The sequence below is a fragment of the Streptomyces sp. NRRL F-5135 genome, from assembly GCF_000719775.1.
GTDB classification, from domain to species: Bacteria; Actinomycetota; Actinomycetes; order Streptomycetales; family Streptomycetaceae; genus Streptomyces; species Streptomyces hebeiensis.
On sequence record NZ_JOHR01000015.1, the window covers coordinates 1 to 19,193 of the forward strand.

The window sequence follows — 19,193 nt, forward strand, 5'->3', positions numbered from 1 at the left end:
ACTGGGTTGATAGGCCGGATATGGAAGCCAGGTGACTGGTGGAGTTGACCGGTACTAATAGGCCGAGGGCTTGTCCTCAGTTGCTCGCGTCCACTGTGTGGTTCCCGGGTTGCGAACAGTCGCACCGGTTGAACCAGTATTACTTCAGTACATCAATTGAAGAGTGTGCTTGTTCGCTAGTGCCGATGTCCCGGTTTTTCACGGGACGAAGCCCGATAGGGTTTCGGTGGTTATAGCGTGAGGGAAACGCCCGGTTACATTCCGAACCCGGAAGCTAAGCCTTACAGCGCCGATGGTACTGCAGGGGGGACCCTGTGGGAGAGTAGGACGCCGCCGAACAATCTTTCAAGGACCTTTGGTCCAGCGTTCATGCTGGACCAAAGGTCCTTTTTGTTTTTGAGTTTTTTCCTGGAGCGCAGCGGAAGGCCGACTGCGCGAGAATGACTGCGGTACCCGAAGACAGGAGCCCCACCGATGTCCCCCAACTCCTCTGACGACCGTCCTGAGCGCGAAGAGCGTCGCAGGGACAGCGGTGGCGACCGGGGCGGCTTCCGCGGAGGCCGTGACGATCGCGCGCGCGGACCGCGGCGCGACGACCGGGACCGTGGCGGCTTCCGGCGAGACGACGACAACCGCCGGGAGGGCTACCGGGGTAACGGTAGCGGTGGCACCGGCGGCGGTGGCGGCTACCGTGGCGGGCGCGACTCCCGGCCCGGTGGCTTCCGGCGTGATGACGAGCGGACCCCGCGTGGTGACCGGGGGGCTCGGCCGTCCGGCGGCCCGTCCGGTGGGGGCGCGTACGGGCGGCGCGACGACCGGGACAGGGACCGTGGTCCGCGCAGGGACGACCGGCCGAGCGCGCCCCGTCGTTACGACGACCGCGGGGGTTTCCGCCACGATGACCGGCGTGACGAGCGCCGCGACGACCGGCGTGACGAGCGCCCGGCCTTCCGGCGTGACGACCGGCGTGACGAGCGCCGGGATGACCGGCGTGACGAGCGCCCGGCCTTCCGGCGCGACGACCGCCGTGACGACCGCCGCGATGACCGCCGGAGTGACCGCTCCAGTGGGCCGCGTCGTTACGACGACCGTGGTGCGCGGCCCTCGGCCGGCGGCGGTGGCGGCTACGGGCGCCGCGACGACCGGCCCGGCGGGTTCCGCCGCGACGACCGCCCGCGCGACGAGCACCGTCGTGAGGACCACCGTCGTGACGACCGTCCCGGCTTCCGCCGCGACGATCGCCCGAGCGCGCCCCGCCGTGACGGTGAACGCGGTGGCTTCCGCCGCGAGGACAGCCGGGGCGGAGGCTTCGGGCGCCGTGACGACCGGCCCGGCGGGTTCCGCAGGGACGAGCGCCGTGACGACCGGCGCGACGAGCGACGCGATGACCGTCCCGGCTTCCGCCGCGACGACCGGCCCGCCGGAAGGCCCCGTCGTGACGACGACCGCGCCGGATACGGACGCCGCGACGACCGCGGCGGGCGCCCCGGCGGTGGTGGCGGGTACGGGCGCCGCGACGACCGGGACCGTGGCGGACGCGGCGGATTCCGTGGCCGTGACGACCACCGCGGGGGCGGCTACCAGCGGCGCGACGACCGTGACCGCGATCGTGACCGCGAGCCCATCAAGCGGCTGCCGATCCCCGAGGACGTCACGGGTGACGAGATCGACAAGGATGTGCGGCAGGAGCTGATGAGCCTGCCGAAGACGCTCGCCGACGATGTCGCCCGCAACCTCGTCATGGTCGCCAAGCTGATCGACGAGGAGCCCGAGAAGGCCTACGGGTACTCACGGGTGGCGCTCCGGCTGGCCTCGCGCGTCGCGGCCGTACGGGAAGCCGCCGGCTTCGCCGCGTACGCGACGCAGAAGTACACCGAGGCGCTGGCCGAATTCCGTGCCGCCCGGCGGATGACCGGCAATGTCGATCTGTGGCCCGTCATGGCGGACTGCGAGCGGGGCCTCGGTCGTCCCGAGCGGGCGCTGGCGATGGCCGGTGAGCCCGAGGTGCAGAAGCTCGACAAGGCCGGGCAGGTCGAGATGCGTCTCGTGGCGGCCGGCGCGCGCCGCGACATGGGACAGCTCGATGCCGCGATCGTGACCCTGCAGAGCTCCGAGCTGGCGTCGAACTCCGTGCAGCCCTGGACCGCACGGCTGCGGTACGCGTACGCCGACGCCCTGCTGGCGAGCGGCCGCGAGGACGAGGCGCGGGAGTGGTTCGCCAAGACGGTCGAGTCGGACAAGGACGGGGCCACGGACGCCTCGGACCGGCTCGCCGAGCTGGACGGGGTCGAGTTCGTCGACGCCTTGGCCGCTGACGACGAGGTGGATGTCGAGGGCGACGAGACCGTGGCCGACGAGGGCGTCCCCTCCTCGGCCGCCATCGAGAACCCCGAGGACAAGCAGGAAGAGCGCGAGAAGGACGAGAAGGGCGAGAAGAACGAGGACGAGGACAGGAACGGAAACAGCACGTCCTGACCTCGTACGGCGGCATGGGCGGTACGCGGCCATGCCGCCATGACGTCCGTGGGCGGGCGGGAACACCGGAACCGGCTGTTCCCGCCCGCCCACGCGTATGTCCGCTCGCGCCTCAGCCCTGGGTGAGGCTGCGCAGCACCAGTCCCGTCGCCGGCTTCGGCCCGAACGACGTGGACTTGCGCGGCATGGTGACGCCCTGACGCGCCAGTTCCCGTACGACCTCCTCGCGCACCGGATGCATCAGGACCGCCGTACCGCCGTGGCGTTCCGCCTGGGTGACGACCGCCTCGGCGTCATGGATGTACGCGATGTGGTCGGGGTCGTCCGGAATCCGCCAGATGTGATCCAGGAGGGTGGAGTGCAGCACGGCCGCGTCGAGTTGCCGCCAGGCGGCCGGCGGACCGGCCGGGACCGTACGGCTCAGCAGGCCGTCGTCCGGGCGGTCGAGGAGGTGGAAGCCGCCGTCGCCCGCGAGCAGGAACGCGTTGCCCGTCGCGGCGGCCTCCGCCAGGGCTTCGAGTGCCGTGGGCAGCGGACCGGGGACCGTACGGACGCGGAACGCGCCGTCGACGGCCGCGAGCGCCCGGTCGACCGGCAGTGCGCGCAGCAGCCGGTGGATGGCACGGACCTGGAGCGGGTAGCGGGCCGTGTCGACCAGCAGGACCAGCCCGTAGGCCCAGGGGCCGGTGGCGGAGTGCTCGCCGCGCAGCCGCAGGTAGGTCGCCCAGCGGTGGTGGCCGTCGGCGATGAGCGCCTGGTGGTCGGCGAGGTCGCAGGTGATGTCCGCCAGGTCGCCGGGGTCCGTGACCGACCACAGCCGGTGGCCGAAGCCGTCCTCGGTGGTGGTGGCGAGGAGCGGGGGACGCCGTACGGTGCGCTCGATCACGGCGTTCGTACCGGAGCCGCCGCCCACCGGAGGGCCGCCGGCGGGCGGGGCGGAGCCGGCCGCCGTGTCGTGTGCGGGCCGGTGCGTGAGGAGCGCGTCCGCGGCGTGGTCCGCGCCGTCCTCGCCGCGGTACGTCAGCAGCAGGGGCTCCAGGTTCGCCGACGTCGTACGCATCAGCGCCGCCCGGTCCGCCACCACCTCCGCCATCACGTCCTCGTGCGGCAGCACGATCCCGTCCTCGGGCGGGGAGAGCGCCAGCGCGCCGATGACCCCGCGCTGGAGCAGGTCGCCCTTGCGCTGCTCGTACACGTACAACGCCGGTTCCGGATCGGGGGCGAGTACCCCCTCGGTCAGCCACCGGCCCAGGGTGCGCGCCGCCTGGCGGTGCCGCTCGGCCGCGGTGGCGGCCTGCGGGAGGATCAGCCGGACGATGTTGTACGGGTCCGCCGACTCCAGGTGGTGCAGTCCGTCGGGCCTGACCACGACGTCGTACGGCGGCGAGGTCACCGCCGACAGGCTGCCGACCCGTTCGGGGACGTAGCGCAGCCCGCGGAACGGTGCCAGCCGCAGCCCTTTGCCTTCGACTTCCGGACCCGCCGGACCCGGGCCCGTGGGACCCCGGCCTGCCGGCGCTGGACCTGCCGGGCCCGGACCTTTTGGGCCCGGACCTGTGGGACCTGCCGTCTTTGTGGACATTGACGCATCGTATGTGCGCCCGTGGAGATGCGCGATGATCGGAGGAGACCGACCGAGCCGAGGAACGGACGACGCATGAGCCAGCGGAGCAGGACCAGCCCGAGCGGGAGCGCGAGCGCGCTGCATGAGGCGTACGACACGGCTCTGCTCGACCTCGACGGCGTCGTGTACGCGGGTGGGGAGGCCATCCCGCACGCGGTCGAGTCGCTCCGGGAGGCGCGGGACGCCGGGATGAGACTGGCGTACGTCACCAACAACGCGCTGCGCACGCCCGACGTCGTCGCGGAACACCTGACGGAACTGGGCGTGCCGGCCGCGCCCGTCGATGTGATCACCTCGGCGCAGGCGGTGGCCCGGCTGATCGCGGAGTCGGTCCCGCCGGGGTCCCGGGTGCTGGTCATCGGGGGCGAGGGGCTGCGGGTCGCCCTGCGCGAGCGCGGTCTGGAGCCCGTGGACTCCGCGGACGACGACCCGGCGGCCGTGGTGCAGGGCTACGGCGGCCCGGACATCACCTGGGGGCGGTTCGCCGAGGCGTGCCACGCGGTCAACCGGGGTGTGCCGTGGTTCGCCTCCAACACGGATCTGACCATTCCGAGCGCGCGGGGGATCGTGCCGGGCAACGGCGCGGCGGTCGAGGTGGTACGGATCGCCACCGGCGCCGAGCCGCGGGTCGCGGGCAAGCCGCTGCCCCCGATGCACCGGGAGACGATTCTGCGCACGGGTGCCGAGCGGGCGCTGGTCGTCGGTGACCGGCTGGACACGGACATCGAGGGCGCGTTCAACGGCGGTGTGGACTCGCTGCTCGTGCTGACCGGCGTGACCGACGCGGCGGCGCTGCTCGCCGCCGAGCCCCGGCACCGGCCCACGTACGTGGACGAGGACCTGCGCGGTCTGCTGACCGGCCAGCCGGAGGTGACGGAGGCCGGCGGTGGCTTCGCGTGCGGCGGGTGGACGGCGTCGGCCGCCGGGGGCGCCCTGGTGCTGGACGGGGACGGCCGGGCGCCCGACGGGCTGCGGGCACTGTGCGCGGCGGCCTGGACGGAGGCGGAGGACGGCGGCTGCGGGCTGGACGCGGGGAAGGCGCTGGCGCGGCTGGGACTGTGAGCGGCCCCCGCTCCCACCCGGTCCCTCGTCTCCCGGCGCGCCCGCGCCCGCCACGCACCGTTCCGGCCCGTGCCCCTACGCGTCGTCCCCGACGGCCGTCAGGTGGTCCTCCGAGGCGCCCCGGCGCCAGTAGCCGCTGAACTTGACCCTTCCCCGGTCGAAGCCGCGGTCCCGGACGAGGTGGCGCCGTACCGCCTTCACCGTGGCCGATTCGCCGGCGACCCACGCGTACGGCGTACCGTCCGGCAGGGCCGCGGCGCTGATCGCCGCCGCGGTGGCCGGGAACGGGTGCGCGTGCGGGGTGAGCCATGTGATCTCGGCGTCGGCCTTGGTCGGGAGGTCCTGGCGGTCGGCCCGGTCGGGGACCTCGACCCAGACGCGGGCGGGGACGCCCGGGGGCAGCGTTTCGAGGATGCCCGCGACGGCGGGGAGCGCGCAGGCGTCGGCGGCCAGCAGGATCCAGTCGGTGCCGTCCGGCGGCCGGAAGTCGTAGCCCGCGTTCTCCTCGTACACGGGGGCCAGGACACTGATGCGGTCGCCGGGGCGGGCGGACCTGGCCCAGCGCGAGGCCGGGCCCGACGCGGCGTCGGCGGCGGCCGTCGGAACGGGCGCCGCGTCCTCCCCGCCGGACGGGGCGCCGGCCAGGGCCGTGCCGCCTCTGTCGCTTCCGAGACCACCGCCGCCCTCGTCGGGTCCGTGCGGCTCGGACGGTCCGTGTGGGGCGGACGGTCCGTGGAGGGCGAAGTCGATGACCAGTTCGTCGGGATCGCGGCGCAGTTCGCGCGCCGTGAACGTCCGCATGATGCCGCGTACCGCCGGATCCAGCTCGCGGTAGGCGTCGTACCAGTCGGTCCGGTCCGAGTCCGGCATGACCGGGGCGTCCTGGCCGGGGTGCGGGAAGAACAGCTTCACTCGTTGGTCGCGTCCCGCCGTCGCCATACGCGCCACGTCTTCACCCCCCAGGGTGATCCGGGCCATGGCCGGCGTGACACGCTCCGTGCGGAGCACCTCGACGGAGAAGAACTGGAAGGGGGCGTCATTCCTCATGCGAGGGTAGGCTAACCTAACCTCGCGTCGCTCGACAGTCCCCAGGAGTACGACCATGCAGCGCCTCACCGCGGAATCGGTGACCCTCGGTTATGACCAGCGGGTCATCGCCCGCGATCTGTCCGTGGAGATCCCCGACCACTCGTTCACGGTGATCGTCGGTCCCAACGCCTGCGGCAAGTCGACCGTGCTGCGGGCTCTCTCCCGGATGCTGAAGCCCTCACGGGGGCAGGTCCTGCTGGACGGCGCGGCCATCCACACGATGCCCGCGAAGAAGGTGGCAAGGACCCTCGGCCTGCTGCCGCAGTCCTCCACGGCGCCCGACGGCATCACGGTCGCCGACCTGGTCGCGCGCGGGCGGTACCCGCACCAGGGGCTCCTGCGCCAGTGGTCGCCGCTCGACGAGCGGATCGTCGAGGAGTCGATGGCCTCGACCGGGGTGGGCGAGCTCGCAGACCGCCATGTCGACGAACTGTCCGGCGGCCAGCGCCAGCGCGTGTGGATCGCGATGGCCCTCGCCCAGCAGACACCGCTGCTGCTGCTGGACGAGCCCACCACGTATCTCGACATCCAGCACCAGATCGACGTACTCGACCTGTGCGCCGAACTGCACGAGACGCGGGGCCGCACACTGGTGGCCGTCCTGCACGACCTCAATCACGCCGCCCGGTACGCGACCCACCTGATCGCCATGCGCGACGGCCGTGTCGTCGCCGAGGGCGCGCCGGCGGAGGTCGTGACGGCGGAGCGGGTGGAGGAGGTGTTCGGGCTGCGCTGCCAGGTCATCGACGACCCGGAGACGGGCACTCCGCTGGTGGTCCCGGCCGCCCGCCGGGCCCGGCGGGCGGCCTCGGGCGCGGATGCCCCGGCCGGTGGCGGACCCGGGGCGGCCACGTACACCGAGCCCACCCCGGCCTCCCTCGCACCGTCGGCCGGCGCCGCGCCGGAGAAATGACCTGGACGCCGGCCGCAGCTCCCGCCCCTGGGACCTCGTCACGAGGCGCCGCCACGAGTGCGCCGTCGGAAGGACGCCGCCACGAGGTGCCGCGCCCGTCAGAGCAGCGACTTGAGGCGCACCAGGTCGAGGATCCCGGCCTCCAGCCGCACCCGGCCCGCGCCCCAGGCGCGGGCGAAGTGCAGTTCGCCGTCCACCATCGCGACCAGGTCGTCACCGGTCATCGCAAGCCGGATCTGAGCCTTCTCCGGTGGCGGGCCGGCCACGGTGTCCGCCACCTCGATCCGGCCCGCCGTGAGACGGCCCCTGAACGTCACGTCGAGATCAGTGATGTGGCAGCTGAGGGAACGGTCCAGCCCGGCCGCGGTGCGGACCTTGCCGTCCGCCTGGGCCAGGTTGTCCGAGAGCTTGTCGAGTGCGCTGCGGCACTCCTCCATGGTCGCCATCGGAGCCGACGGTACCGCACGGCTTCGAGGTAGCGTCTTGGCATGGACGACTCGATGACGGGACCGGCCGGGCGGGCGCCGGGCCGCTCACCGGAGGAGGCCCCTGGCCAGGCACCGGCGCAGGCACCCGGCGAACCGGCGCGGGCATCCGGCGAGGAGCCGGGGCGGGGGTCGGGGGCGCCTGGTTCCTCGGCGTACGAACCGGCGGCGCCCGCGCCGCTCGGTGTGGAGCGTGCCCCGACCGGCCACTCCGAGGTCGACGAGCGGCTGGCCAGGCTGGCAGACGCCGACCACCTCCCTGTTCAGGGCCATGCCGAGGTGTACGAGGATGTACATCAGGGGTTGCGCGACGCGCTGACCGCGCTCGACGCACGCCCGGGGCCGCCGGGGCCGCCGGCACCACCAACACCACCGGTCCCGGGGGCGCCGGGCGCGCGCCGGACCGGCTGACGGGCCCCGGTGACCTCTCTCGCGTACGACCACAGGAGCTGAACCGAACGTGGCTGGACTGGCACGCCGCCGTCTCGATGCCGAGCTGGTACGCCGCAACCTCGCGCGCTCGCGCGAGCACGCGAGCCAGCTGATCGCCGCGGGCCGGGTGACCGTCGGCGGCGCCACCGCGACCAAGGCCGCCACCCAGGTCGAGACCAGCGCGGCCGTCGTCGTCACCGAGGACGACGCCGACCCCGACTACGTCTCGCGCGGCGGGCACAAGCTCGCGGGCGCGCTGGCGGTCTTCACCCCGCTGGGCCTCGGCGTCACCGGCCGGCGGGCGCTCGACGCGGGGGCGTCCACCGGCGGGTTCACCGATGTGCTGCTGAGGGCAGGGGCCGCGCACGTCGTCGCCGTGGACGTGGGGTACGGCCAACTCGCCTGGTCTTTGCGCAGCGATGAACGCGTCACCGTCAAGGACCGTACGAACGTACGTGAGTTGACGCTCGACGCGATCGAAGGTGAGCCAGTGGATCTCATTGTGGGAGATCTGTCGTTCATTCCGCTGGGCCTCGTGCTGCCCGCGCTGGCGCGCTGTGCCGCGCCCGACGCCGATCTCTTGCTGATGGTCAAGCCGCAGTTCGAGGTCGGCAAGGAACGCCTGGGCAGTGGGGGAGTCGTGCGCAGCCCCGAGCTGCGCGCGGAGGCCGTACGGACCGTGGCGGGACAGGCGGGTGAACTCGGTCTCGGCGTACGAGGCGTCACCGCCAGTCCGCTGCCCGGTCCCGCCGGGAATGTCGAGTACTTTCTGTGGCTCCGCTCCGGAGCGCCCGAGCTGGATCCGGCCGATGTCGACCGCGCAGTGGCGGAGGGACCCCGTTGACCACGAAGAACGCAGCTGCCACCGGCGCCGAGCGCGTCGCGGGCACCACGGAGAACACGGACACCACGGCGAGCGCGGACACAAGGGCGAACGCGGGGAACACGGCGAGCGCGGACAACGCGGACGGCGCCTGCACCGAGTGCTCCGCGCGCGGGACGCACACCGCCCCCGAGGGCACGGCGCACGAGGAGCGCACCGTCTTCCTGCTGGCACACACCGGCCGGCCCGCCGCGGTCCGCAGCGCCGAACTGGTCGTGAACGGCCTGGTGCGCAGCGGTCTGGGCGTACGGGTGCTGGCCACCGAGGCCGCCGATCTGCCGCTGCCGCCGTCCGTCAAGACGGTCGCCGAGGACGACCCCGGCGTGCTCGACGGCTGCGAACTGCTGATCGTGCTCGGCGGCGACGGGACGCTGCTGCGCGGCGCCGCGTTCGCGCGGGCGTCCGGGGTCCCCATGCTCGGGGTCAACCTGGGCCGGGTCGGCTTCCTCGCGGAGGCGGAACGGGACGATCTGGACAAGGTCGTCCAACGGGTCGTCACTCGTGCGTATGAGGTCGAGGAGCGGATGACGATTGACGTCGTCGTGCACCGCAACGGCGACGTGGTCCACACGGACTGGGCGCTGAACGAGGCGGCCGTGCAGAAGGACTCGGCCGAGCGGATGCTGGAAGTGGTCCTGGAGATCGACGGCCGCCCGGTCACCGGGTTCGGCTGCGACGGGATCGTGTGCGCGACCCCCACCGGCTCGACGGCGTACGCCTTCTCGGCCGGCGGGCCGGTCGTCTGGCCCGAGGTGGAGGCGCTGCTGATGGTGCCCATCAGCGCCCACGCCCTGTTCGCCAAGCCGCTGGTGACATCGCCGACCACGGTGCTGGCGGTGGAGGTGCAGTCACAGACGCCGACCGGGGTGCTGTGGTGCGACGGGCGCCGGATGGTCGAACTGCCGCAGAACGCGCGGGTCGAGGTGCGCCGTGGTGCCGTGCCCGTACGGCTGGCGCGGCTGCACCACGCGTCGTTCACGGACCGGCTGGTGGCCAAGTTCGCGCTGCCGGTGTCGGGGTGGCGCGGGGCGCCGCACTGAGCGGCCACGCCGTGGGGCGGGTGCCGGGAGACCGCGTGGGCCGGGACGTCGTTCGCACCCGTCTCCCGCGCACCCGGTCACTTGCCGGGCCACGTGCCCGGGCGCACATCGCGCCGCGTACCCGGGTGCGTGCCGAGGCGCGTACCGGGCCGGGAGCACCGCCGCGTACACCGCGCGGAACCCGGTCACGGAAGTGCCGCCGCACTGCCCGGACGGGGGAACCTGGGGTGGGGGCCGTCGCACGACGGGCTCCGGACCTCGTATGGTCATGACCGTGTTGGAGGAGATGCGGATACGGTCGCTCGGGGTCATCGACGACGCTGTCGTCGAGCTTTCACCCGGCTTCACCGCGGTGACCGGTGAGACAGGCGCGGGCAAGACCATGGTCGTCACCAGCCTCGGGCTGCTGCTCGGCGGGCGGGCCGATCCCGCCCTCGTGCGGATCGGCGCCAAGTCGGCGGTGGTGGAGGGGCGGCTGGCCCTGTCCGCCGGCGACCCCGCTGCCGTACGGGCGGAGGAGGCCGGCGCGGAGCTGGACGAGGGGGCGCTGCTCATCAGCAGAACCGTCTCGGCCGAGGGTCGTTCGCGCGCCCATCTCGGCGGGCGCTCGGTACCGGTGGGCGTGCTCGCGGAACTGGCCGACGACCTGGTCGCGGTACACGGACAGACCGACCAGCAGGGGCTGCTGCGCCCCGCCCGGCAGCGGGGCGCCCTCGACCGGTACGCGGGCGAGGCGGTGGCCGGGCCGCAGGCGGCGTACACGGCCGCCTACGTCCGGCTGCGGGCCGTCGCCACCGAGCTGGAGGAGCTGACCACGCGGGCGCGCGAGCGGGCGCAGGAGGCCGATCTGCTGCGCTTCGGGCTGAACGAGATCGCGGCGATCGAGCCACGGGCCGGGGAGGACACCGAGCTCGCCGCCGAGGCCGAGCGGCTCGGCCACGCCGAAGCCCTGGCGTCCGCCGCCGCCCTGGCGCACGCTGCCCTCGCGGGCGACCCGGAGGACCCGGAGGGCGTCGACGCGACGACGCTCGTCGCGGGGGCGGGCCGCGCGCTGGCGGCCGTGCGGGCCCATGACGCGGCGCTCGCCGGCCTCGCGGACCGGATGGGGGAGATCTCCATCCTGCTGACGGACGTGGCGGGCGAACTCGCCGGATACGCGGACAACCTGGACGCCGACCCGCTGCGCCTGACCGCGGTGGAGGAGCGGCGGGCCGCGCTCACCGGACTCACCCGCAAGTACGGCGAGGACATCACGGCCGTCCTGGCCTGGGCGGAGCGCGGCGCGGCGCGGCTGACGGAGCTGGAGAGCGACGACGACCGCATCGAGGAGCTGACGGCGGAGCGGGACCGGCTCCGGTCCGAACTCTCCCAGCTGGCCCAGGCACTGACGGACGCCCGCACGGAGGCGGCGGCGCGCTTCGCCGACGCGGTCACGGCGGAGCTGGCCTCGCTGGCGATGCCGCACGCGCGCGTCTCGTTCGACATCCGGCAGACCGAGGCGGCGGACGAGGCGTCCGGTGTCGAGGTCGGCGGCCGGTGGGTCGGGTACGGGCCGCACGGCGTGGACGAGGTCGAGCTGCTGCTCGCCCCCCACCCGGGCGCCCAGCCGCGACCGATCGCCAAGGGCGCGTCCGGGGGTGAGCTGTCGCGGGTGATGCTCGCGGTGGAGGTCGTCTTCGCGGGGTCCGACCCGGTGCCCACGTACCTCTTCGACGAGGTCGACGCGGGTGTCGGTGGCAAGGCGGCGGTCGAGGTCGGCCGCCGGCTCGCGGAGCTGGCCCGCTCCGCGCAGGTCGTCGTGGTGACCCACCTTCCGCAGGTCGCGGCGTTCGCGGACCGTCAGCTGCTGGTCGAGAAGACGAACGACGGCTCGGTGACGCGGTCGGGAGTGACCGTGCTGGAGGGGGAGGACCGGGTACGGGAACTGTCGCGGATGCTGGCGGGCCAGGAGGACTCGGAGACGGCCCGGGCACACGCGGAGGAACTGCTGGCGACGGCGCGGGGCGCGGCGGGCTGAGCGGGGCCGCCGTCCGGCGGGGGTGCGGTTCGCGCCTCCGGCGGGGCGGGACGTCTCAGGTCGGCCGCGCCGCCGGAGGGGCACGGTTCGCCGTCCGGCGGAGTATGGTGTGCCGGCTCCGCGCGGGGCGGACCCCGTCGCGTTCGCCGGAACGTTTTCCCTACCACTGGTGCGCTCGGTGCGCACGGGAGTCGCCGGTCCCCCCGGCCCGGGGACGGCAACCGCGGGGACGCCCGGTGCAGGCACCGCGCCCGGCGCGCCTACGCTTGGCGCATGACCGCCAGCCGCGGCAGAACCGCCGTCTGCGTCACCGCTCTCGCCACCACCCGCGCCGTGTACCAGGCGCTCCGTACCCGCGCGCCGGGTACGTCCGCGCGTTGGCGGCGGAGCAACTACGCCGGACGTACGGTCGACCTCTACGCCGGACCGGCGACCGCGCTCGGTGCCGCCGCCGGGACGGTTCTCGCCGGGAGCTCGTCCGCCGCGCGCACCGCGCCCGCCGCGGCCCTCGTCGTGCTCGCCGCCGGAGCGTGCGGGGCGTACGACGACGCGGTCGGGGCCGACGACCCGCGACGGGGCTTCCGGGCACACCTCGGGGCGCTGCGGCGCGGCGAGGTGACCGGTGGCGCGGTCAAACTCCTCGGTATCGGCGCGGCCTCGCTCGGGGCCGCCGCGCTGCTCAAGGAACGGCCCGCCGACCGGCTGCTGGCCGCGGTCGTGGTGGCGGGCGCCGCGCACTGCGTGAACCTGCTGGACGTACGGCCGGGCCGCGCCGGTCTCGGGGTGCTGGCCCTGGCCGTGCCCGGGCTGCTGCGCCGCGGCCCGGCCGGGGCGTTCGCCGCCGTTCCCGTGGGCGCGGCCGCCGCCGTCGTCCTGGACGACCTCGGCGAGCGCACCATGCTCGGTGACGCCGGCGCGCACGCGCTGGGCGCCGCACTCGGGGTGGCGGCCGTGGTGGGGAACGGCCGGGCCGGGTTGGCCGTTCACGCACTGGGAGTCATCGCGGCGACGGCGTACGGTGACAGGACCAGCCGGTCGGCGACCGGCCCGGCCACCGCCTCGCGGAGTCATCCACACTCACCCGCGTGAGTGTTCGCGGGTGCGGAGTCGCGGCGGAGTCGCGGCGCCCGACGCGAGAACGACGCCCCGACAGTGCCGGAACGTGCGTGCGGGCTGGCATCCTTGGCGCAGTCCCCCGTCCCCGCCCCCACCCGAGTCCAGGAGCCTTGCCCACGTGACACAACTGCGTACGGTCCAGGTGCTGGGCGGTGGCAGTGCGGGCAGCAGCGCGCACGTCCGCTCGCTGGCGGCGGGTCTGGTCGCCCGGGGAGTGCGCGTGACGGTCTGTGCCCCGGAAGAACTGGAACACGCCCACGACTTCGGCGGTTGCGGGGCCCAGTACGTCACCGTGCCCCGGCGCGCGGCTCCGGCGCCGGTCGCGGCGCTGCGCGCGGCGTGCGCCGGTGCGGACGTGGTGCACGCGCACGGCCTGCACGCCGCCGTACGGGCCGTGGTGGCGCTCGGCGGCCGGCCGGTTCCGCTGGTCGTCACGCTCCACACCCGTTCCCGGGCGACCGGGGTGCGCGGCGGACTGCCGCGGCTGCTGGAGAGGCGGGCCGTACGGGCGGCGACGGTGGTGCTCGGTACGTCCTCGGAGCTGGTCGACCGGGCCCGCCGCGCGGGCGCCCGGGACGCCAGGCTCGCCCCCGTCGCCCTGCCCGGCGCCCGTTTTCCGGCCCCCGGTCCGGAGAACAAGGCGCGGGCCGAACTCGGCGCCGTCGAACGTCCGTTATTGATGGCCGTCGGCGGCCTCGAACAGGGCCAGGGGTACGACACGCTGCTGGACGCGGCCGGCACCTGGCGCGGCCTCGACCCGGCGCCGCTGGTCGTCGTCGCCGGGGACGGCAGGGAACGCGCCGGGCTCCAGCGCCGTATCGACGCCGCCGACCTGCCCGTGCGGCTGCTCGGCCGCCGCGACGACGTCCCCGAACTCCTCGCCGCCGCCGACCTCGCGGTCCTGCCGAGCCGCTGGGAGGCCCGCTCCGTCCTCGCGCGGGAGGCCCTGCGCCTCGGGGTACCCCTGGTCGCCACGGCGGTGGGCGGCACCCCCGACCTGGTCGGGGACGCGGCCGTACTCGTACCGTACGGGGACGCGCCGGCCCTCTCGCACGCCGTACTGCGGCTCCTGGCCGACCCGGCCGCGCGCCGCCGCCTGACCGCGGCCGGCCGCGCGCAGGCGGCGACCTGGCCCACGGAGGACGAGACGATCGCGCACGTACTGAGCGTGTACGACGAACTCACCCAGCCCTGGTGCCCTCGATAGGACCGCCGTTCCCCGGCTCCTGGCCCGGGGAGGGCGTGCGGTCGTACGAGGCGTGCTCTAGAGCCTGCTTCCGCGCGGGGGAAGCGTGCGGCTCCTCGGTATGCGCAGTCGGCGTCGTACGCCGGCGACCGGGTCCAGGACGCCGAAACGGAGTGTGAGCGAGTCCCGGCCCGGGAGCGGTTTGGCGTAGGCGGGCAGGGCGCGCTGCCGGAAGCGTGCCGGGGGCAGGCCGGGCTCGTCCGGTACGGGAAACGTCAGGGGCGCGTCCGTCAGGGGCAGGACCAGGGACAGCTCCCACTCGCCCGTCTCCAGGGAGCGGGAGGCGACGGCCCGGGCGAGGTCGACGCGGAGCTCGAACGGACCCGGGGCGGTGAGGACTCCGGTCTGGAAGGCTCCGAGGCCGACCGTGTGACCGGCGCGGTCGGCCCGGACGACGAGGTCGGCCGCGGTGAGTCCGGCGATGTCGGCGTGGCCCGTGAGCACCAGGACCCCGGGGGCGTCCGCCGCCCACGCGGTCCCGCGCACCCGCACCCGCGAGCGCAGGGGGTGCCGCAGCTGACCCACGTCGAGCGTCAGGTCGCCCTGGGGCGTGGTGTAGTAGGGCGTGACGGTCCGGGTCGTTCCGTCGGCGGTGCGGGTGAGACGGGGCAGCGGCCGGGTGTCGACGCCCTCGGCACGCCGGTTGCCCACGCGTACCTCCTTCTCGATGCCCTGGCCGCGCACCCGCAGGTGGACGTCCCAGAGCCCGCGGGGCAGATGCCGGCCGTCCGCCGCCGTGGCGATGTCGATCCGTGCGCTGAACCCGGCCAGTCCGTAGTCGTACGGGTGCTCCCCGGGGGGCGGGTTCTCCCCGGCGGTCGGGTGCTCCCCGTCGGTGCGGACCGGCTCGGCCTGCTCCGGGGCGTGGGCGGGGTCGAGGTCGGCGGGGAAGCGGTACTCGGTACGGCTTCCCCGCTCGCGCAGGACGACATCGACGGCCGCCTCGCGGGTGTCGACCCGGTCGATGTAGGCGTGTCCGCTCAGCCGCAGACAGGTTCCGGCCAGGGCCGCGATGTCCAGCCGGTGGCGCACGGGCAGCCGGTCGGTGATGTCGTAGCAGCTGTCCGGAACGGCGCGCGAGGGGTCGCGGAAATAGGGATACGCGCCGAAGGCCCGGCCGCCGTCGACGACGACCCGTTCCTTCGGGCCGGACCGGTCGAAGGCGATGACCTCCCGCAATTCCTCCAGCATGCCGCGACCGGCCAGGTGGAGGCGCAGCCGGGTCATCGGGGCGAGCCGCGCGGCGATTTCATCGGTGTACCACCGGTCGAGCATCCGTCTTGTCTCGGTGGCCGCGGACTCCCGTCTCTCGGGATCGGTCTCGCGCACCAGGTGGTGCAGCACACCGTTGAGGTCCACCTCGAGGTGGCGGCGCACCAGCAGATCACGGTTCGGCCCGGCCGCCACCTCCCGGGACAGCAGGTCGAACATCAGGGAGAGGAAGCGCAGCCGCGGGTGCGTCCCCCGCGTGGTCAGCGTGACGTTGTTGCCGTCCTCGCGCTCGACCCAGTAGTAGCAGTCGTAGTCGGCCACCACCGAGATAACGGCGGCGCGCAGATAGGCCATGGCGACGAACGGCTGGTCCTCACCGACCCGCAGGTCGGTACGGAAGCGCAGTCCCAGGCGCTCGATCATCTCCCGCCGGAACAGCTTGAGCGGGCTGAGCGTCCAGTACACGCGCGAGGCGAACAGGTCCGCCTTCGGCTGGTTGCGCCGGAACATCGAGCGGGGTGCGTTGCGCCCGCCGATTCCCACCATCTTGCCGAGCACCACGTCGGATCCCTGGGCGTCGGCCATGGCCACCATGCGTTCCAGGGCCTCGGGGCCGAGGTGGTCGTCGGCGTCCAGGAAGAAGACGTACCGCCCGCGGGCCAGGTCGAGACCGGCGTTGCGCGGGGCCGAAGGACCGCCGGAGTTGGCCTGGTGCACGACGCGCACCACCTCGGGGAACTTCTCGGCCAGCCGGTCCAGTTCGGCGCCCGTTCCGTCCGTCGACCCGTCGTCGACGGCGACCAGCTCGACCCGGCCGTCGCCGATGGTCTGCTCGACCACGGACATCACGCACCGGGTCATGTAAGGCATCGCGTTGTACGCCCCGACTATCACAGTGACGTCGGGAACAGCCGTCTCCGGCACACCGCTCAAGACACTCCACCTTCTCGTGGCAGGAAGAATGAGAACCGCGGAACAGACGCGCGGCAGGGTGCCGGTCGCAGGGACCACAAGCAGTGCCGCGCCCGCGACTGTCAGATTAACAGTCGAATTTGACAACTCTTCACCATCTGACCATGCGGCCTTCACTGATCAGAGCATGTGGTGCCCAGGCCGGGGCGGCAGTGGATGGAGTCCCCATGACGCGGAACTCCCCCGTGCCGAAGGCGACGGGGGAGCCGGGAGTGAGTGGCGCGCGGCGCGCCGGCGCGTCAGCCGCCGTACGCTCCGGACGCCGTCAGGCGCAGCGCGGTGTCGATCAGCGGCACATGGCTGAACGCCTGCGGGAAGTTCCCGACCTGCCGCTGGGCGGCGGAGTCCCACTCCTCCGCCAGCAGTCCCAGGTCGTTCCGCAGCGCCAGCAGCTTCTCGAAGAGCTTCCGTGCCTCGTCCACCCGGCCGATCATCGCCAGATCGTCCGCGAGCCAGAACGAGCAGGCCAGGAACGCGCCCTCCTCGCCCGCCAGGCCGTCCACGCAGCCGTCCCCGTCCGAGGTCGGGTAGCGCAGCACGAACCCGTCCGGCGTGGACAGCTCCCGCTGGACCGCCTCGATCGTGCCGATGACCCGCTTGTCGTCCGGCGGCAGGAAACCCATCTGCGGGATGAGCAGCAGCGACGCGTCCAGCTCCGGGGAGCCGTAGGACTGCGTGAAGGTGTTCCGCTCCTTGTCGTACCCCTTCTCGCAGACGTCGCGGTGGATGTCGTCGCGCAGCTCGCGCCAGCGCTCCAGCGGCCCGTCGACGTCACCCGACTCGATCAGCTTGATCGTGCGGTCGACCGCCACCCAGGCCATCACTTTGGAGTGCACGAAGTGCCGCCGCGGCCCGCGCACCTCCCAGATGCCCTCGTCCGGCTCGTCCCAGTGGTCCTCCAGGTAGTGGATCAGCTTGAGCTGGAGGACGGAGGCGTAGTCGTTGCGGGACAGGCCCGTCATGTGCGCCAGGTGCAGCGCCTCGGTGACCTCGCCGTACACGTCCAGCTGGAGCTGGTGCGCCGCGCCGTTGCCGACCCGGACCGGGGACGAGTTCTCGTAGCCCGGCAGCCAGTCCAGCTCCGCCTCGCCCAGTTCGCGCTCGCCCGCGATGCCGTACATGATCTGGAGGTTCTCCGGGTCGCCCGCGACCGCGCGCAGCAGCCATTCGCGCCAGGCGCGTGCCTCCTCGCGGTAGCCGGTGCGCAGCAGAGAGGAGAGGGTGATCGCGGCGTCGCGCAGCCAGGTGTAGCGGTAGTCCCAGTTCCGTACGCCGCCGATCTCCTCCGGCAGGGAGGTGGTGGGCGCGGCGACGATGCCGCCCGTCGGGGCGTAGGTGAGCGCCTTGAGCGTGATCAGCGAGCGGATCACGGCCTCCCGGTAGGGGCCGTGGTACGTGCAGTGCTCGACCCACTCGCGCCAGAAGTCGGCGGTCGCCTCCAGCGAACCCTCCGGGTCGGGCAGCGCGGGCGGCTGCTTGTGCGAGGGCTCCCAGCTCATGGTGAAGGCGACCCGCTCGCCCGGCGACACCATGAAGTCGGAGTACGTCGTCAGCTCCTCGCCGTACGTCTCCGCCTCGGTGTCCAGCCAGATGGAGTCCGGCCCGGACACGGCCACCGTGCGGGTGTCGTCCACCCTGTGGACCCAGGGCACGATCCGGCCGTAGCTGAAGCGCATGCGCAGCGCGGACCGCACCGGGACGCGGCCGCTGATGCCCTCCACGATCCGGATCAGCTGCGGGGCGCCGTCGCGCGGCGGCATGAAATCGGTCACCCGTACCGTGCCGCGCGGGGTGTCCCACTCCGACTCCAGGATCAGGGAGTCCCCGCGGTAGCGGCGCCGCGTGGCGGTCGGCGCCGCGTCGTCCGCGGCGTGCACGGGCCCCAGCCGCCAGAACCCGTGCTCCTCGGTCCCGAGCAGCGCCGCGAACACGGCGTGCGAGTCGAAGCGGGGCAGGCACAGCCAGTCGACCGTGCCGTCCCGGCAGACCAGTGCCGCGGTCTGCATGTCTCCGATGAGTGCGTAATCCTCGATGCGCCCGGCCACGTGTGTCTCCAGTCGAACGGCCATGGTCGCCCCGGAGGGCTCTTTCTGCGGTCAAGGGTCGTTGACGAGCTTCTGTTCCGGGAAATTCCGGGAGGGCCGACGGTGCTCGGCGCCGGTCCTGATTGTCCTGTGCCGTCCCGGCTCGGCGGCGAATGTCCGAGCAGGATACGACGCGGCAAGCGCTTCGGCCGGCACGCTCCCGACAACGCCGGCCCGCCGAACGGGTGGGCCCGGGTGCCGCGCGGGGAACAGGGTGACTCGTGTGAGCGCTCCTGTGCAAGCCGGGCCGGAAACCTCGCCGCGCGCCGTACCGGACCGTGCCGGGCCCGGGGCCGGCCCGCACCGGAGCGGGCCGTACCGGAACCAGCCTCCCCCGCGGCGCTGATACCCTGGTAGCCCGTGGACCGGTGGACTCCTGCGACGCGACTGGGGCCCCGACCCCGCAGCGACGGACGTTCCTCCTCGGAACCCTTGGAACCCTCGGACTCCGTCGGACCAGATCGTCAGAGGCACAGCCGTCTGCGGATCCGGTCCGGAACCGACAGGGGCGTCCGGTACGCACCTCGAACCGCGACCACGGGA

15 protein-coding genes and 2 rRNA genes are annotated in these 19,193 nt (G+C 73.6%); 11 read left to right on the forward strand and 6 right to left on the reverse strand.

The window, feature by feature from the left end; all coding sequences use genetic code 11:
• Window positions 1–78: ribosomal RNA gene (locus tag IG02_RS0125415) — 23S ribosomal RNA — on the forward strand; the annotation flags it as partial.
• A 144-nt stretch (window positions 79–222) separates the two neighbouring features.
• Window positions 223–339, forward strand: a 5S ribosomal RNA gene (gene rrf, locus IG02_RS0125420).
• Window positions 340–345: 6 nt separating this feature from the next.
• Here the strand turns inward: rrf and IG02_RS43520 are convergent.
• Entirely contained in the window at window positions 346–1,566 is a 1,221-nt protein-coding gene (locus IG02_RS43520; RefSeq protein WP_199814091.1) for a hypothetical protein, read from the reverse strand.
• A 111-nt stretch (window positions 1,567–1,677) separates the two neighbouring features.
• Between IG02_RS43520 and IG02_RS42265 the strand changes: the two genes are divergently transcribed.
• The gene (locus IG02_RS42265) at window positions 1,678–2,475 is read left to right on the forward strand and encodes a tetratricopeptide repeat protein (RefSeq protein ID WP_199814089.1); all 798 of its coding nucleotides are present in this window, start codon (window positions 1,678–1,680) and stop codon (window positions 2,473–2,475) included.
• A gap of 112 nt (window positions 2,476–2,587) precedes the next feature.
• Here IG02_RS42265 and IG02_RS0125430 read toward each other — a convergent pair whose 3' ends face one another.
• Entirely contained in the window at window positions 2,588–3,931 is a 1,344-nt protein-coding gene (locus IG02_RS0125430; protein ID WP_234314912.1) for a DUF1015 family protein, read from the reverse strand.
• A 201-nt stretch (window positions 3,932–4,132) separates the two neighbouring features.
• Between IG02_RS0125430 and IG02_RS0125435 the strand changes: the two genes are divergently transcribed.
• Window positions 4,133–5,161 carry an HAD-IIA family hydrolase gene (locus IG02_RS0125435; protein ID WP_030752614.1) on the forward strand — a complete coding sequence of 343 codons (1,029 nt, stop codon included), beginning with the start codon at window positions 4,133–4,135 and terminating at the stop codon, window positions 5,159–5,161.
• Between the two features lie 75 nt (window positions 5,162–5,236).
• Here the strand turns inward: IG02_RS0125435 and IG02_RS39825 are convergent, their stop codons facing one another.
• Window positions 5,237–6,208 carry a siderophore-interacting protein gene (locus IG02_RS39825; protein WP_030752617.1) on the reverse strand — a complete coding sequence of 324 codons (972 nt, stop codon included), beginning with the start codon at window positions 6,206–6,208 and terminating at the stop codon, window positions 5,237–5,239.
• A 55-nt stretch (window positions 6,209–6,263) separates the two neighbouring features.
• On the opposite strand from IG02_RS39825, the gene IG02_RS0125445 reads away from it, so the two are divergent.
• Window positions 6,264–7,163, forward strand: a complete 900-nt coding sequence (locus IG02_RS0125445; protein WP_078854809.1) for an ABC transporter ATP-binding protein — start codon at window positions 6,264–6,266, stop codon at window positions 7,161–7,163.
• 98 nt (window positions 7,164–7,261) lie between these two features.
• On the opposite strand, the gene IG02_RS0125450 is transcribed toward IG02_RS0125445, so the two are convergent.
• The gene (locus tag IG02_RS0125450) at window positions 7,262–7,609 is read right to left on the reverse strand and encodes a sterol-binding protein (protein ID WP_030752623.1); all 348 of its coding nucleotides are present in this window, start codon (window positions 7,607–7,609) and stop codon (window positions 7,262–7,264) included.
• Window positions 7,610–7,651: 42 nt separating this feature from the next.
• Here IG02_RS0125450 and IG02_RS39830 point away from each other — a divergent pair, with 42 nt between their 5' ends.
• From IG02_RS39830 to IG02_RS0125475, 6 genes are all read left to right on the forward strand, one after another.
• Window positions 7,652–8,059, forward strand: coding sequence for a hypothetical protein (locus IG02_RS39830; protein WP_078854810.1), 408 nt, complete (start codon window positions 7,652–7,654; stop codon window positions 8,057–8,059).
• 49 nt (window positions 8,060–8,108) lie between these two features.
• Window positions 8,109–8,924, forward strand: a complete 816-nt coding sequence (locus IG02_RS0125455) for a TlyA family RNA methyltransferase (protein ID WP_030752625.1) — start codon at window positions 8,109–8,111, stop codon at window positions 8,922–8,924.
• A complete protein-coding gene (locus tag IG02_RS0125460; protein WP_267958536.1) occupies window positions 8,921–10,003 on the forward strand; it encodes an NAD kinase in 1,083 nt (360 codons plus the stop codon). Before IG02_RS0125455 ends, IG02_RS0125460 begins: the two co-directional genes overlap by 4 nt.
• A 268-nt stretch (window positions 10,004–10,271) precedes the next feature.
• Window positions 10,272–12,020 (forward strand): DNA repair protein RecN, encoded by a 1,749-nt coding sequence (recN, locus tag IG02_RS0125465; protein ID WP_030752629.1) that lies wholly within the window; start codon window positions 10,272–10,274, stop codon window positions 12,018–12,020.
• 273 nt (window positions 12,021–12,293) lie between these two features.
• Window positions 12,294–13,109 carry a hypothetical protein gene (locus tag IG02_RS0125470; RefSeq protein ID WP_051765729.1) on the forward strand — a complete coding sequence of 272 codons (816 nt, stop codon included), beginning with the start codon at window positions 12,294–12,296 and terminating at the stop codon, window positions 13,107–13,109.
• Window positions 13,110–13,254: 145 nt separating this feature from the next.
• On the forward strand, window positions 13,255–14,343 hold the full coding sequence (locus IG02_RS0125475) for a glycosyltransferase family 4 protein (RefSeq protein ID WP_030752635.1): 1,089 nt from the start codon (window positions 13,255–13,257) through the stop codon (window positions 14,341–14,343).
• Between the two features lie 57 nt (window positions 14,344–14,400).
• Here IG02_RS0125475 and IG02_RS0125480 read toward each other — a convergent pair whose 3' ends face one another.
• Entirely contained in the window at window positions 14,401–16,518 is a 2,118-nt protein-coding gene (locus tag IG02_RS0125480) for a glycosyltransferase (RefSeq protein WP_078854811.1), read from the reverse strand.
• Between the two features lie 287 nt (window positions 16,519–16,805).
• Window positions 16,806–18,635, reverse strand: a complete 1,830-nt coding sequence (locus IG02_RS0125485) for a glycoside hydrolase family 15 protein (protein ID WP_030752641.1) — start codon at window positions 18,633–18,635, stop codon at window positions 16,806–16,808.
• Between the last annotated feature and the right edge of the window lie 558 nt (window positions 18,636–19,193).